The sequence below is a fragment of the Micromonospora sp. S-DT3-3-22 genome, from assembly GCF_015354745.1.
In the GTDB taxonomy this organism is placed as follows: Bacteria; Actinomycetota; Actinomycetes; order Mycobacteriales; family Micromonosporaceae; genus Micromonospora; species Micromonospora wenchangensis.
Window position 1 is genome coordinate 1 of the sequence record NZ_JACGMO010000090.1, and the last position, 14,065, is coordinate 14,065.

General features: G+C 74.0%; 14 protein-coding genes. 10 read left to right on the plus strand and 4 right to left on the minus strand.

Annotated features, from left to right (window positions below):
* The first annotated feature begins 111 nt into the window (after positions 1-111).
* Genes H1A17_RS23370 through H1A17_RS23390 form a run of 5 tightly spaced genes read left to right on the plus strand, consistent with a single transcriptional unit; the run spans position 112 to position 4,136 of the window.
* Positions 112-1,128 (plus strand): ABC transporter substrate-binding protein, encoded by a 1,017-nt coding sequence (locus tag H1A17_RS23370; RefSeq protein WP_309236841.1) that lies wholly within the window; start codon positions 112-114, stop codon positions 1,126-1,128.
* A complete protein-coding gene (locus H1A17_RS23375; protein WP_194822900.1) occupies positions 1,125-2,222 on the plus strand; it encodes an iron ABC transporter permease in 1,098 nt (365 codons plus the stop codon). The genes H1A17_RS23370 and H1A17_RS23375 overlap by 4 nt, the downstream gene beginning before the upstream one ends.
* 37 nt (positions 2,223-2,259) lie before the next feature.
* On the plus strand, positions 2,260-3,153 hold the full coding sequence (locus H1A17_RS23380; RefSeq protein ID WP_309236842.1) for a heme ABC transporter ATP-binding protein: 894 nt from the start codon (positions 2,260-2,262) through the stop codon (positions 3,151-3,153).
* Entirely contained in the window at positions 3,154-3,831 is a 678-nt protein-coding gene (locus H1A17_RS23385) for a heme oxygenase (biliverdin-producing) (protein WP_194822901.1), read from the plus strand.
* Entirely contained in the window at positions 3,828-4,136 is a 309-nt protein-coding gene (locus H1A17_RS23390; RefSeq protein WP_240762849.1) for a DUF2470 domain-containing protein, read from the plus strand. The genes H1A17_RS23385 and H1A17_RS23390 overlap by 4 nt, the downstream gene beginning before the upstream one ends.
* 81 nt (positions 4,137-4,217) lie before the next feature.
* On the opposite strand, the gene H1A17_RS23395 is transcribed toward H1A17_RS23390, so the two are convergent.
* Positions 4,218-6,284, minus strand: coding sequence for a UvrD-helicase domain-containing protein (locus H1A17_RS23395; RefSeq protein ID WP_309236843.1), 2,067 nt, complete (start codon positions 6,282-6,284; stop codon positions 4,218-4,220).
* 317 nt (positions 6,285-6,601) lie between these two features.
* On the opposite strand from H1A17_RS23395, the gene H1A17_RS23400 reads away from it, so the two are divergent.
* From H1A17_RS23400 to H1A17_RS23415, 4 genes are read left to right on the plus strand one after another with little or no spacing between them, the layout of a single operon-like run.
* Positions 6,602-7,468: an ABC transporter permease gene (locus H1A17_RS23400; protein ID WP_309236844.1), complete on the plus strand. Its 867-nt coding sequence runs from the start codon at positions 6,602-6,604 to the stop codon at positions 7,466-7,468.
* Between the two features lie 32 nt (positions 7,469-7,500).
* Positions 7,501-8,547, plus strand: coding sequence for a glycine betaine ABC transporter substrate-binding protein (locus H1A17_RS23405; protein WP_145919486.1), 1,047 nt, complete (start codon positions 7,501-7,503; stop codon positions 8,545-8,547).
* Positions 8,531-9,319, plus strand: a complete 789-nt coding sequence (locus H1A17_RS23410) for an ABC transporter ATP-binding protein (protein ID WP_145919487.1) — start codon at positions 8,531-8,533, stop codon at positions 9,317-9,319. The genes H1A17_RS23405 and H1A17_RS23410 overlap by 17 nt, the downstream gene beginning before the upstream one ends.
* 13 nt (positions 9,320-9,332) lie before the next feature.
* Positions 9,333-10,211 (plus strand): TauD/TfdA family dioxygenase, encoded by an 879-nt coding sequence (locus H1A17_RS23415; RefSeq protein ID WP_145919488.1) that lies wholly within the window; start codon positions 9,333-9,335, stop codon positions 10,209-10,211.
* Positions 10,212-10,282: 71 nt separating this feature from the next.
* Here the strand turns inward: H1A17_RS23415 and H1A17_RS23420 are convergent, their stop codons facing one another.
* Positions 10,283-10,654: a MerR family transcriptional regulator gene (locus tag H1A17_RS23420; protein WP_194822903.1), complete on the minus strand. Its 372-nt coding sequence runs from the start codon at positions 10,652-10,654 to the stop codon at positions 10,283-10,285.
* Between the two features lie 111 nt (positions 10,655-10,765).
* On the opposite strand from H1A17_RS23420, the gene H1A17_RS23425 reads away from it, so the two are divergent.
* Positions 10,766-11,905, plus strand: a complete 1,140-nt coding sequence (locus H1A17_RS23425; RefSeq protein ID WP_194822904.1) for an alkene reductase — start codon at positions 10,766-10,768, stop codon at positions 11,903-11,905.
* A 16-nt stretch (positions 11,906-11,921) separates the two neighbouring features.
* On the opposite strand, the gene H1A17_RS23430 is transcribed toward H1A17_RS23425, so the two are convergent.
* Both H1A17_RS23430 and H1A17_RS23435 read right to left on the minus strand, forming a co-directional pair.
* The gene (locus H1A17_RS23430; RefSeq protein ID WP_088647720.1) at positions 11,922-12,293 is read right to left on the minus strand and encodes a helix-turn-helix transcriptional regulator; all 372 of its coding nucleotides are present in this window, start codon (positions 12,291-12,293) and stop codon (positions 11,922-11,924) included.
* Between the two features lie 215 nt (positions 12,294-12,508).
* The gene (locus H1A17_RS23435; protein ID WP_194822905.1) at positions 12,509-13,807 is read right to left on the minus strand and encodes a cellulose binding domain-containing protein; all 1,299 of its coding nucleotides are present in this window, start codon (positions 13,805-13,807) and stop codon (positions 12,509-12,511) included.
* Positions 13,808-14,065: the final 258 nt, after the last annotated feature.

Here is a 14,065-nt window from a genome sequence, read left to right on the forward strand (position 1 = left end):
CAGCGCCGCCTCCGACACCGGCCGCTGGTGGCTCGTCGCGCTGGTCGTACCCCTGCTCGGGATGGCCCTGCTCGCCGGCCTGCGCCGACGTCGTCGACGCCGGGCCGCGTCGTGACCCGGCGCGCGCTGCCGCTCGTCCTGGTGCTGCTCGCCGGGGCGCTGGTCGGCTGCACCGACCCGGCCGTCGAGGCCCGGCCCGGCACACCGGCCTCCTGCGGCCCGGTCACCGCCGCCGTGGCCGACACCGACGTCACCCCGCTGACCCCGCCCCCGGCCCCCGGCCTGCCCGTCACCGTCACCTCCACCGACGGGGTCGTCACCACCGTCAGCGACGCCACCCGCATCCTGCCGGTCAACCTCTACGGGTCGATCGCCGAGATCGTGTTCAGCCTCGGGCTCGGCGGCAACGTCGTCGGCCGGGACACCTCCACCACCTTCCCGGCCGCCGCGCACCTGCCGGTGGTCACCCCGGCCGGGCACGACCTGTCCGCCGAGGCGGTGCTCGCCCTGGCCCCCACCGTGATCCTCGCCGACGACAGCATCGGTCCACCCGAGACGCTGCGGCAACTGCGCGCCGCCGGCATCCCGGTGGTCCTCGTCGCCGCCGAACAGACCCTCGACGCCGTCCCCGGCCACGTGCGGGCCATCGCGGCGGCGCTCGGCGTCGGCGCGGCCGGCGACCGGCTCGTCGACCGGATCGAGGCCGACATCGCCGCCGCCCGCGCCGGTGCGCCCGCCGACGCCGCCCCCCGGGTCGCCTTCCTCTACCTGCGCGGCACCGCCGGGGTCTACCTGATCGGCGGGCGGGGCGCCGGCAGCGACGCGATGATCGAGGCCGCCGGGGGAGTGGACGCCGGCAGCGCGATCGGCCTGGCGAAGTTCCGCCCCCTGACCAGCGAGGGCCTGATCAACGCCGCCCCCGACGTGATCCTGGTGATGAGCGGGGGACTGGAGTCCGTCGGCGGCGTCGACGGCCTGCTCAGGCTCCCCGGGGTGGGACAGACCCCGGCCGGCGCCGCCCGCCGCGTCGTCGACATGGACGACGGTGTCCTGCTCACCTTCGGCACCCGCTCCGGGCAGGTGGTCCGGGCGCTGGCCGACGCGCTGCACTGCCGGGGCCCGCGATGACCGTCACCGGCACCCGACCGGCCACCGGCGACACCGGAACCGGCCCGGACCGCCGCCGTCGGGTCCGGCGCGGACCGCTCCTGCTCACCGGACTCACCGCCGGCCTGCTCCTGGTCGCCCTCGTCGCCGCCGGCCGGGGGCAGGTGGCCGTCGCCCCGGCGGAGGTGCTCGGCTCGGTGCTGCACCGCCTCGGCCTGGACCTGGGCCCCCGGCCCGCCGCCGTGCACGGCGAGAGCGCACTGTGGCTGGTCCGCTTCCCCCGGGTCGCACTCGCCGCCGTCGTCGGCGCGGCGCTCGGCTGCGCCGGTGCGGTCATGCAGGGGGTGTTCGGCAACCCGCTGGCCGAACCGGGCGTCATCGGCGTCTCGGCCGGCGCGGCGGTCGGCGCGGCGCTGGCCATCGTCACCGGCGTCACCGTGCTCGGCGGCTGGACGGTGCCCGCCGCCGCGTTCGCCGGTGGCCTCGCCACCACCTGGCTGGTCTACCTGCTGGCCCGCTCCGGCGGCCGGACCGAGGTGGTCACCCTGGTCCTCACCGGCGTCGCGGTCAACGCCGTCGCCGGGGCCGCCATCGGGCTGCTGATGTTCGTCGCCGACGAGTCGGGCGTGCAGGCCATCGCCTTCTGGAACCTGGGCAGCCTGGCCCAGGCCAACTGGTCGGCGGTCGCGCTGGCCTCGCCCTGCCTCGCGGTGGGGCTGCTCGCCACCCTCGCCGACGCCCGCCGGCTGGACCTGCTGGCCCTGGGCGAGAAGTCCGCCCGGCACCTCGGGGTCGACGTGGAACGGCTGCGGGTCCGGATGATCGTGGTCACCGCGCTGCTCGGCGCGGCGGCGGTCGCCTTCACCGGCATCATCAGCTTCGTCGGCCTGGTCGTGCCCCACCTGGTGCGGATGGTCGCCGGCCCCGGGCACCGGCTGCTGCTGCCGGCCAGCGCGCTCGGCGGCGCGATCGTGGTCGTCGCCGCCGATCTCGCCGCCCGTACCCTCGTGGACTATCAGGAACTACCGTTGGGGGTGCTCTCCGCCCTCGTCGGTGGACCCGCCTTCTTCTGGCTGCTGCGCCGCACCCGCGACCGCGCGGGAGGCTGGGCATGAGCGGGCAGCCGGCGGGCACGCGCGGTGGGAGGGCGTGGTGAGCGTACGGGAACGCCGGCGTCGGGGGCCGCTGCGGCTGCTCGGCCGCCGGTCGACGCCCCGGGTGCCGGCCGACACGACGCCGGGCTCCACCCGGGTCCGGGCCACCGGGATACGGGTCGAGCGGGCCGGTCGACCGGTGCTCGACCGGGTCGACCTCGCCATCCGCGCCGGTGAACTGCACGCCCTGGTCGGACCGAACGGGGCCGGCAAGTCCACCCTGCTGGCCGCCGTCAGCGGTGACCTGCCGCTCGCCGCCGGCACCGTCGAGGTCGACGGCCGGCCGCTGGCCGAGTGGTCGGCGGTGGAGCTGGCGATGCGCCGCGCGGTGCTGACCCAGCGCAGCGTCCTGAGCTTCCCGTTCGCCGTGGTCGAGGTGGTCCGGATGGGCCGGGCGCCCTGGGCCGGCCGACCCGAGGAGGCCCACGACGACGCGGTGGTCGCCGAGACCATGCGCCGCTGCGACGTTATCCGGTTCGCCGCCCGTCCCTTCCCGTCGCTGTCCGGCGGCGAACAGGCCCGCGCCGCGCTGGCCCGGGTGCTGGCCCAGCGGGCCGGGGTGCTGCTGCTCGACGAACCGACCGCCGCCCTCGACCTGCACCACCAGGAACTGGTCATGCGGATCGCCCGGGACCGCGCCGCCGCCGGGGACGCCGTCGTGGTGGTGCTGCACGACCTCGCCCTGGCCGGCGCGTACGCCGACCGGGTCACCCTGCTCGCCGACGGGCGGGTCCGGGCCGCCGGGCCCCCCGACACGGTGCTGACCGCGCCCCTGCTCAGCGAGGTCTACCGGCACGACATCGAGGTCGTGCCGCACCCGGACACCCGCCTGCCGCTGGTCGTGCCCCGCCGTCGGGGCCCGGCCCGCACCACCCGCGTCACGGAGGAATAGATGGACACCCCACCCCTGCCGTTCTCGGCCCGGTTGCGGGCCGCCACCCAGGGCGCCCACACCGCCGCCGAGGGCCAGCAGTACGTCACCGCCCTGGTCGCCGGTGAACTGGACCTCGCCGGATACCTCGACCTGGTGGTCCAGCACCACGCCCTCTACCAGGCGTTGGAGTCGGCCGCCGAGGCGATGCGGGCGGACCCGGTCGCCGGGGGGTTCGTCGACGACGCGTTGACCCGGCTGCCCGCGCTGGAGGCGGACCTCACCGCGCTGGCCGGGCCGGACTGGGCGCTGCGCACCGCGCCGAACCCGGCGACGGTGGCCTACGCCGAGCGCATCCGGGCCGTGGCCGGCACCTCCCCGGTCCGCTTCGTCGCCCACCACTACACCCGCTACCTGGGCGACCTCTCCGGTGGCCTGCACATCGGACGGGCGGTGGCCCGACGCTACGGGCTGACCGGGCAGTCGGGGGCGGCCTTCTACACCTTCGCCCGGATCGACCGGCCGAAGGCGTACAAGGAGGCGTACCGGGCGCGGTTGGACGCGCTGGCGCTGAGCCCGGCCGACGAGGCGGCGCTGCTCGACGAGGTGCTGGTGGCGTACCGGCACAACACCGCCGTCTTCGCGGCCCTGGCCCGGCACGTGCCGGCCGGCCCCGTGCTGCCGGAGGCGGTGGCGTGACCGGGCAGCCGTTCGACGCCGACACCGTGTCGGCGGTCAGCCGGCACATGAACGACGACCACGCCGGGGACTCGCTGCTGATCTGCCGGACCCTCGGCGGCTGCCCGGACGCCACTCGGGCGCGGGTGACCGGGCTGGACGCCGACGGGATGGACTTCGCCGTCACCCTCGACGACATCGAGGTGCCGGTACGGCTGCCGTTCGCCCACCGGCTCACCGAGCGGGCCGAGATCCGCCGCGAGGTGGTGCGGATGTACGAGCAGGCGTGCGCCGCGCTCGGCGTGCCGCCGCGCCGCGCCGGCTGAACACCCGTCGCGGGTCGGCCCCGACGAGCGGGGCCGACCCGGTCAGGTCGTTCCGGGGCGGGGTGGGTGCCGCCGGGCGGCTCAGCGGCGGGTCAGCTGCTCCGGCAGCGGCTTGCTGTGCAGGATCACCAGTTCCCCGACGGCCCGGGTCAGGGCGACGTAGAGCCGGTTCATGCCCCGGGGTTCGGCGGCGACGATGTCGGCGGGTTCGACCAGCACCACCCGGTCGTACTCCAGGCCCTTTACCTGGCTGACCGGGACCGCGCGCAGGGCTTCGGCCAGATGGTCGGGGGCGATGACGGTCCCGGTCTCCCCGGCCACGGCCCCGGCCAGGTCGTCGACCCGGCGGATCTCCAACCTGCCGCCGGGCCGGAACGACCGGGTCGGCGCGATGCCGGGCGGCAGGGCACGGGCCGCGAAGTCGGCGATGACCTCGGGCACCCGGTAACCGGTGGGCAGGTCCAGCGTCCGGGTGGTCCGCTTGCCGAGCCGTCGCACCAGCTCCGGCCACGAGCCGGCGGCCAGCGGATGGGTCGCCTGACCGAGATCGCCTACGATGGTCATCGAGGCGTACTCGGCCCGGCGGGCGATCATCCGGCACTCCATCGGCGACAGGTCCTGCGCCTCGTCGAGGATGACGTGCCGGTAGGCGTCCTCGACGGGCTCCTCGGCCTCGGCCACCGGCAGCGGGTCGGCCAGCACCGGAACGTAACCCTCCTCGCCGTACGGGTCGACGCCGTCGACCCAGCCCACCACCTGGTGACCCTCCCGGAGGATGATCGCGGCTGCCCAGCGCTGGGCACCCCGGTGGCCGCTGTCCAGCGACTGCCCGGACTGCGCCATGGGGGTGGACAGGCCGGGCGCGAAGAGCTGCCACCCGTCGGCGAGGCTCGGGCTCAGCACGAAGGTCTCCGCCAGCCGGATGCCGCAGCCCAGTTCCCGGCGCTGCCACTCGGGCCGGACCTCGGCGACCTGTGGCGGTCGGCCCAGGATCTCGGCCAGCTCGTCGAGCAGCGGGACGTCGTCCACCGACCACTGGCCCTGCTGGGCGGGGAGGACGTCCTGCGGGGTCAGCGTCGGCCACCAGGCGGTCAGGAAGGCGTCGGGGACCTCCCGGCCGGGCAGCAGTTCCGCGAGCACCGTCGCGGCCTGCGGCCGGGCGGCGTTGGGGGTGGTCCCGGCGGCCTCACACCGGCGGCGGACCTCCCGGCGGGCCCGCGCCAGGTCGTCGGCGTCGAGACCCCACAGCCGGTTCGGCACGTTCGGTGGGGTGTCCCAGGCCAGGTCGGTCAGCACCCGCACCATCCGCAGGTCACCCTTGGTACGGGCCACCTCGGCGCGGTCCCGCCGGGTCGCCACGACACCGTCGAACAGCTCACCGACGGCGCGCAGGTGGACGCTGTCCTCGCCGAGGCCGGGCAGCACCCGGCCGATGTACTCGGTGAACACGGTGGACGGGCCGACCACCAGCACCCGACCGTCGGCGTACCGGCCCCGGTCGCGGTAGAGCAGGTAGGCCGCCCGGTGCAGGGCCACCTGCGTCTTGCCGGTCCCCGGCCCGCCGGTGATCAGGGTGACCCCGTGGGTCGGTGCGCGGATCGCCTCGTCCTGCTCGCGTTGGATGGTCGAGACGATGTCGCGCATGTGTGCGCCGCGTTCCCGGGTCAGCGACGCGAGCAGGGCGCCCTCGCCGACCACCCCGTCGACGGGCGTGGCCGACAACACCTCGTCGTCGAGGCCGACCACGGTACGTCCGGTGCAGGTGATGACGCGGCGACGGGTCACCCCGAGCGGTTCGCCGGGGGTGGCCCGGTAGAACGGTGCGGCGGCGGGGGCCCGCCAGTCCACCACCAGTGGCTCCCGGTCGGCGTCGCGGACACCCAACCGACCGATGCGGTACGTCTCGTCGTCGTAGTCGAGCCGGCCGAAGACGATGCCCTCCTCCTGGGCGTCGAGGTCGGACATCCGGGCGGCGGCGCCCAGCACCATGGCGTCCCGCTCGACCAGCCCGGTGACCGGCCCGCCGTCGGCCCGCCGGCGTCCCTCCTCGCCGAGCTGCCGGGCCTGCGCGCGCATGACCTCCAGGCGGGCGTACACCTGGTCGACCACCTGCTGTTCGACGGCGATCTGCCGGGTCGTCTCGGACACGGGCCCCCCGTTCTCCGCCGGGCCCCGCGGCCCGGACCGGTCGAGAGTAGGCGCGGTAGGGGTGGCAAAAATCGTCATCCGGGACGATCCGGACGGCTTGACCGACCCATATGATGAATATGGCGCGGTGGGAACGCCCCGGCCGGGCGTCGCGGAGCGCCGCGCCCCTGCCCCCTCGCGGAGCGCCGCCCCTGCCCCCTCGCGGACGGCGTCGGCCGTCGGTGTCGCGCGATCATTCGTTCCATGCCGTGGACCGGCCCTTGTCTATGACCTACTAAAGCTGTAGGAAAAGTAGGTCATCGACACCGGGAGAGATCGTGACCACCGTCCAGGCCCCCCAGAGCACGAGCGTCACCGCCGGCAGCCCACCGTCGGGGCGTGCCGCCCACCCACCCCGGCGGGGCCCCCTGCTGCGGCGCGTCCTCCTGCGCGCCGTCGCGTTGCTGGCTCTGCTCGCGCTCTGGCAGGCCCTCGCCGTGCTGGTGGAGAACCCGACGTTCATCCCGTCACCGGGCGCCGTCTGGGGCCGCCTCGTGCAGACCTCCGGCACCCACGACGGTGTCCGGGGCTACAGCGGCCATCTGCTGATCGAACACCTCGGGGTGAGCCTGCGCCGGATCCTCGTCGGTGCGGTCGTGGGCGTGCTGGCCGGTCTCCTGCTCGGCCTGCTGATGGGCACCGTCACCTGGGTCCGGGTGGCCACCGAACCCGTGGTCACCTTCGTCCGGGCGCTGCCACCCCTGGCGTACTTCAGCCTGCTCATCATCTGGTTCGGCATCGACGAGACGCCGAAGCTGTGGCTGCTGGCGATAGCCGCGCTGCCCCCGGTCGCGGTCGCCACCGCGTCGGCGGTCCACGCCGCACCGGTCACCCTGGTCGAGGCGGCCCGCGCCCTGGGCGGCAGCCGATGGCAGGTCACCCGGGACGTGGTACTGCCGCACGCGTTGCCGGAGATCTTCACCGGGGTCCGGCTCGCCGTCGGCATCGCGTACTCGTCGGTCGTCGCGGCCGAGACCATCAACGGCGTACCGGGCATCGGGGGCATGGTCCGCGACGCCCAGCGTTACTCGCAGACCGACGTGGTGGTGCTCGGCCTGTTCGCCATCGGTCTGTCCGGCCTGCTCATCGACGCGCTGCTGCGCGCCGCCGAGGACCGGCTCGTTCCCTGGCGCGGTCAAGGGTGACCCCGCCGTCAGCTGTCAAGAATGGACGCCCCGTGCATCGACCTGTCACCCGTATCCTCGCCACCGCCGTCGCGGCGCTCACCACCGTTTCGCTCGCGGCCTGCGGTGACGGCGCCGCCAGCGGCGGCGGTGACCCGCAGCGCAAGAGCATCCGGATCGCCTACCAGGCGTTCCCCAGCGGCGACCTGATCGTCAAGAACCAGCGGCTGCTGGAGCAGGCGCTTCCCGACTACACCATCACCTGGACCAAGTTCGACTCCGGTGCGAGCATCAACACCGCCTTCGCCGCGAACAGCGTGGACATCGCCGCGATCGGCTCCAGCCCGGTCGCGCGGGGGCTGTCCGCTCCGCTGAACCTGCCGTACAAGGTGGCCTTCGTGCTCGACGTCGCCGGGGACAACGAGGCGTTGGTGGCCCGTACCGCCGGCAACGTCACCACCGTCGCCGGGCTGCGCGGCAAGAAGATCGGCACGCCGTTCGCGTCGACCGCGCACTTCAGCCTCCTCGCCGCGCTCGACCGGGCCGGGGTGAAGGAATCCGAGGTCACCCTGGTCGACCTGGAACCACAGGACATCCTCGCCGCCTGGAGCCGGGGCGACCTGGACGCCGCCTACACCTGGCTGCCGTCCCTGGACGAGCTGAAGAAGACCGGGAAGGTGCTCGTCACCAGCCGCGAACTTGCCGCCGCGGGCAAGCCCACCCTGGACCTCGGGGTGGTCTCCACCGCGTTCGCCGATGCCCACCCCGCCGCGGTCGACGCCTGGCGCAGGGCCGAGGCCCAGGCGCTCGACCTCATCGCCACCGACCCGACCGCCGCCGCGACCGCCGTCGGCAGGGAGCTGAACCTGAGCGCCGCCGACGCCGGACGACAGCTGAGCCAGGGTGTGTTCCTGAAGCCGGCCGACCAGTCCGGTCCGCAGTGGCTGGGTACGGCGGACAAGGTCGGCGCGCTCGCCGACAACCTGCACGCCGCGGCGGTGTTCCTCAAGGACCAGAAGAAGATCGACGCCGTACCCGAGCCGTCGGTGTTCGCCGCGGCCATCTACACCAGGGGTCTGCCGGATGCCCTCAAGCCCTGACGCGGCGGTCGACGTCCGCGACGTCACCCACGTCTACCGGACGGGGGCCGGGACGGTCACCGCGCTGGGCCCGCTCGACCTGCACGTGACGCCGGGAACCTTCCTCGTCCTGGTCGGCGCGTCCGGCTGCGGCAAGACCACCCTGTTGCGCCTGATCGCCGGCTTCGAGGCGCCGACCAGCGGCACGGTGACCGCCGCCGGAGCGACCCCGGTGCCCGGCCGTAACGCCGGCCTGGTGTTCCAGCAGCCGAGGCTCCTGCCGTGGGCGACGGTCGGTGGCAACGTCGGGCTCGGCCTGCGGTACGCCGGCGTGCCCCGGGCCGAGCGGGCCCGCCGGGTCGCCGACCTGCTGGACCGGGTCGGGCTGCCGAACGTCGCCCACCGCCGGACCTGGCAGCTGTCCGGTGGCCAGCAGCAGCGGGTCGCCATCGCCCGGGCGTTGGCCGTGCAGAACCCGTTGCTGCTGCTCGACGAACCGTTCGCCGCCCTCGACGCGTTGACCCGGGAACGGTTGCAGGAGGATCTGCGCCAGGTCAGCGCCGAGACCGGCCGGACCTGTGTGTTCGTCACCCACAGCGTGGACGAGGCGGTGTTCCTCGGCAGCCGGGTCGTCGTGCTGACCGACCGCCCCGGACGGATCGCCCTCGACCTGCCGGTCGACCTCCCACGCAGCGGTGTCGGGCCCGACGAGTTACGGGGCGCACCGGAGTACGCGGCGCTGCGCACGACGATCGGTCACGCCCTACGGGCCGCCGCGACCCGAACCGGATGAGAGGACGACACGGATGACCGACACACTGGTGGAGTTGGCCCTGACGCCGCTCGGACCGCACTTCGCCGCCCGGGTGGCCGGGCTCGACCTCGACCGGGCCACCGACGGGGAACTCGCCGCCGTACGCGCGGCACTGGTGGCGTACAAGGTGCTGTTCTTCCCGGACCAGCGGCTCGACGACGACGGCCAGGTACGGCTGGGCCGTCGACTCGGCGAGCTGACCGCCTCCCACCCGGTCGTCGGCGGGGTGGACGAGGCGCACCCGGAGGTGTACGCGTTGGACAGCGCCGACAACGGTTTCGCCGACGTCTGGCACACGGATGTCACCTTCGTCGCCCGGCCGCCCCTCGGTTCGATCCTGCGGGCGGTCACCCTGCCGCCCAGTGGCGGTGACACCACCTGGGCGGACAGCCAGCTCGCCTACGACTCGCTCGCCGAACCCGTACGCGCGATGGTGGACCGGCTGGTCGCCGTCCACGACGGCAACCGGGAGTTCGGCTACTACCTGGCGCACCGTCGCGGCGGTCGGGGCAGTGTGTGGGAGGACGAGGTGGTGACCCGGCTCGACCCGGTGGAGCATCCGGTGGTGCGGGTCCACCCGGAGACCGGCCGGCGCGGCATCTTCGTCAACCCGGGCTTCACGTCACACGTCGTCGGTGTGTCGGAGGCGGAGAGCCGGGCCATCCTGGACCTGCTCTACGCCCACCTCACCAAGCCGGAGCACCTGGTCCGGCACCGGTGGCGGCCGGGTGACGTGGTGATGTGGGACAACCGCAGCACCGCGCACTACGCGAACCGTGACTACGGCACCGCCCGGCGGATCGTGCACCGGATCACCCTGCGCGGGGACCGTCCCCGGGGTCCCGGCGATCCGTGGCGTCCGGCGGCCTGAGCGGCGTCACCGAACGGTCCGGGTGGGTCGGGCACCGCCGCCGGCCCACCCGGACCGTCGGCTGCACGACGTCACCGGCGGACGGCGGGCTTCGGGTGGTGTCGACGGTTGGCGGCGATGAGGTCGTCGAGGGAGTCGCGGGCCCGGGAGAGTTCCTCGATGTGCGCGGTGATCTGTTCCCGTTCCCGCAGCATCCGCTCCCACGCCTCGTCGGAGGTCTGCTCACCGGGGGAGTCGACGCACGGCAGCAGCTCGGCGATGGTCCGGCTGGACAGGCCCGCGGTGTACAGCCGCTGGATGAAGCGCACCCGCTCCACCACCTCCGCGCCGTAGTGCCGTTGACCGCTGGGGCTGCGGGTGCTGGTCAACAGTCGCTGTTCCTCGTAGTAGCGCAGCGACCGGACGCTCACCCCGGCCTGCGCCGCCACCTCACCGATCCGCACCGGATCTCCCGTCGCCACGCTTGCCTCTGACGTCAGTGTCAGGTTCTAGCGTATCGGTACGCCCCGGTCCACGGGCGCGACCGCCGCATCACCCACGGAAGGCGCTGCGACATGGCCACCCTCTTCGACCCGCATCCGCTCGGCGAACTGGTCCTGCCCAACCGGGTGGTGATGGCCCCGATGACCCGGGTCCGCGCCACCCCCGACGGCCTGGCGACACCGTCCATGGCGACGTACTACGCCCAACGCGCGACCGCCGGGCTGATCGTGAGCGAGGGCATCCAACCCAACCGGGTCGGACAGTCCAACCCGGGAACGCCCGGCCTGCACACCGACGAGCAGGTCCGCTCCTGGCGGCCGGTGACCGACGCGGTGCACGTCAACGGCGGGCGCATCTTCGCCCAACTCATGCACGGTGGCCGGGTGTCGCACCCCGGGACGACCGGCATGCAGCCCGTCGGCCCGTCCGCCGTACCCGCTGTCGGTGCGGTGTTCACCCCCACCGGGCCGCAACCGGCCCCGGTGCCCCGGGCGCTCGCCGCCGGCGAGGTGCCGGAACAGGCCCGGTCGTACGCGCTGGCGGCGCGCCGCGCCATCGAGGCCGGCTTCGACGGGGTGGAGTTGCACGGCGCGAACGGTTACCTCATCTCCCAGTTCCTGTCGAGCAACGCCAACCTGCGGACCGACGCCTACGGCGGATCGGTGACCAACCGGATCCGGTTCGCCGTCGAGGCCGTGGCCGCCACGGTCGACGCGGTGGGCGGTCACCGGACCGGGATCCGTCTCTCCCCCGGGGCCGGTTTCTGGGGTGCCGAGGAAACCGACGTCCCCGAGTTGTACGCCGCGCTCCTCGCCGAACTCGCCACCGTCGGTCCCGTGTACGTCCACCTCGAAGCCACCGCCGATGATGAGGTTCTGCGGGGACTGCGTGCGGTGTGGCCGGGCACGCTCGTCATGAATCCGGTCGTCCCGATGGGCCGGCGGCAGACGGACCGGGCTGCGGCCGACCGCTGGCTGGGCTGGGGCGCCGACCTGATCAGCTTCGGCCGCGCCTATCTCGCCAACCCCGATCTGGTCGAGCGGCTCCGTCAGGGTCTGCCCATGGCGGTGCACGACGAGGCGACCTGGTACGCCGGCGGCGACACCGGCTACCTCACCTATCCGACGTTCCGCCACCCCGGCGCGGCGGCGGTGCCGACCGTCCCGGACAGCACCGCGGCCCCGGCGCCGGCCGGCGTCGACCGGGCGTGAGCGGGGAGCGCCGCCGTCAGCGGGTCTTCTTGGTCGCCCGCTTGCGGGGCGGGGTCAACAGGTCGGCGATCGCGGCGATGGTGGACGGCACCGTGCGGTAGTACGCCCAGACCCCCCGCTTCTCGCGTTCGATCAGCCCGGCCTCGGTGAGGATCCGCAGGTGGTGGCTCACCGTCGGCTGGGACAGGCCGAGCGGCGCGGTGAGGTCGGTGACGGACGCCTCGCCCTGCGGGGCGGACTGGATGAGGCTGAGCAGTCGTAGGCGGGCCGGGTCGGCGAATGCCTTCAGCACCCCCGCCAGCCGTTCCGCATCGGCACGTTTGATCGGCTCACCGGTCAACGGTGAGACAGCAGGCGTATTCGTTTTCGCAGCTCCCACGTCCGCCATCATGGCAGCCGGAGTCAGCTCGGACCGGGGGATCGCCGATCGGCCGCGACGAATTTGGCGGATCGGGTGACAGCGAGCGGCGCGTCGGCCGACCCGCCGTCGCGGCCAGGGGGACGAGCCGCAGCCGGTGGGCGGGGGGTGCTCCCGCCCACCGGCTGCGGGTTCCCCGCCGTGCCGCCGGGGTTACGTGACCGACCCGGCCGTGGCCGGTGGGGTCAGCGGGCGGTGCAGGTGGGGGTGAGCCCGGACCCGCTGCCGTTGCCCTGGAAACCGAACTCGGTGACCTGACCGGGGGCGAGCTGACCGTTGTAGTTGACGTTGGTGAAGCGGACCGTCCCGGTGCTGCCGCTGGCGGTGGCGTTCCAGGTGTTGGTGACGCTCGCGCCGCCGGGCAGGGTGGTGCCGACCGTCCAGCCGGTGGTGCCGGCGGACCCGGCGGTCACCCGCAGGGAGGCCGTGAAGCCGCCGTTCCACTGGTTGACCGACACGGTCGCGGTGCATCCGCCACCGCCGGGCGGCGGCGTGGTCGGGGTCGCCGGGGGCGTGGTGGGCGTCGCGGGCGGGGTGGTGGTGGGTGGCGTGGTGCCGTCGAACTGGGTGAAGAAGTTCCACACCACGGGCCGGGTCCAGGACTTCTCGCCGGGGGCGTACACGTCGGCGGTGCCGTCCACGGCGTTGGGGGCGTGCCCGCCGTCGAACGGCGCCCAGGCGACCGGGTAGCCCGCCCGGCAGCCCGAGTAGTAGGTGACGGTGTGGGTCAGGCTGCCCTGCGCCGGCTCCGGGGGGTTCTGCGGGGTGCACCCGTTGTTGCGCACGAACCGGTCGCGCAGCGACCGTCCGGTCGCGATGGGGAGCACGTTGTCCCGCAGGCCGTGGATGCCGATGTACGCGATCGGCTGGGTGCCGCCGTTGCAGCCGCTGAGCTGCCCGCCGGAGTAGACGGCGACCGCGCGGAAGGCCGAGGCGCGGGCGCAGGCGATGGCGTAGCTCATCCCGCCGCCGTAGCTGAACCCCATGGCGAAGCGCTGGGTGGTCTCGACGCACAGGTCCGACTCGATCTGCCGCATCATGTCGTCGACGAAGGTCAGGTCCCGGTCGCCGGTGTTGGCCCAGCCGTTGCCGATGCCCTGCGGGGCGACGAAGATCGCGCTGTTGTTCGCCAGGGCGCGGATGCCGTAGTAGGACCAGGGGTATCCGCTGGTGCCGCCCGAGTCGACCTCGGTGGCGGTGCCGCCGTTCCAGTGGAACGCGAAGATCAGCCGGTAGGGGCGGTTGCGGTCGTAGTTGTCGGGGATCCGCAGGATGAAGGTGCGGTTCTGACCGCCGCTGGAGATGGTGCGGGTGCCGCTGGTCAGCGTCGGCGTCTTGCCGCATCCGGCGGTCGCCGCGAGCGGGCCGGCGTCCTTGGCCCAGGCGGCCGGGCCGGCCCCGGCGGTGATCGCGGCGCCGCCCAGCGCGAGGGCGAGCGTCGCCACTCCCGCGACGACGCCGGCCACGAGTCGGTGTCTCGACATCAACGGATCTCCTTCGACATCAGCGTGGTGGTGGGGCGCGGCCGGCCCGCCCGACTCCGAGGGCGGGGCGACCCCGGTGGTGATCCCGGCCGTGCCGGTGGCGGCCACCGGAGCGGGACAGGCGATCACATTCATCGATGATTACGAACGTAATCCGTATGACGTATGATGTCAACAAACGCGCGGTCGGCGGTGCGTCACGGAGGGGGTCCGTGCCGTGCCGGTCCGGCCAGGGGATGCGCCGGGGTGCTCGACCAC

What these genes read in the sequence shown, in the direction of transcription:
- H1A17_RS23375 (WP_194822900.1), top strand. Translation starts at nt 1,125, where the DNA reads ATGACCGTCACCGGCACCCGACCGGCCACCGGCGACACCGGAACCGGC.
- H1A17_RS23410 (WP_145919487.1), top strand. Translation starts at nt 8,531, where the DNA reads ATGCCCTCAAGCCCTGACGCGGCGGTCGACGTCCGCGACGTCACCCAC.
- H1A17_RS23435 (WP_194822905.1), bottom strand. Translation starts at nt 13,807, where the DNA reads ATGTCGAGACACCGACTCGTGGCCGGCGTCGTCGCGGGAGTGGCGACG.
- H1A17_RS23430 (WP_088647720.1), bottom strand. Translation starts at nt 12,293, where the DNA reads ATGGCGGACGTGGGAGCTGCGAAAACGAATACGCCTGCTGTCTCACCG.
- H1A17_RS23425 (WP_194822904.1), top strand. Translation starts at nt 10,766, where the DNA reads ATGGCCACCCTCTTCGACCCGCATCCGCTCGGCGAACTGGTCCTGCCC.
- H1A17_RS23415 (WP_145919488.1), top strand. Translation starts at nt 9,333, where the DNA reads ATGACCGACACACTGGTGGAGTTGGCCCTGACGCCGCTCGGACCGCAC.
- H1A17_RS23385 (WP_194822901.1), top strand. Translation starts at nt 3,154, where the DNA reads ATGGACACCCCACCCCTGCCGTTCTCGGCCCGGTTGCGGGCCGCCACC.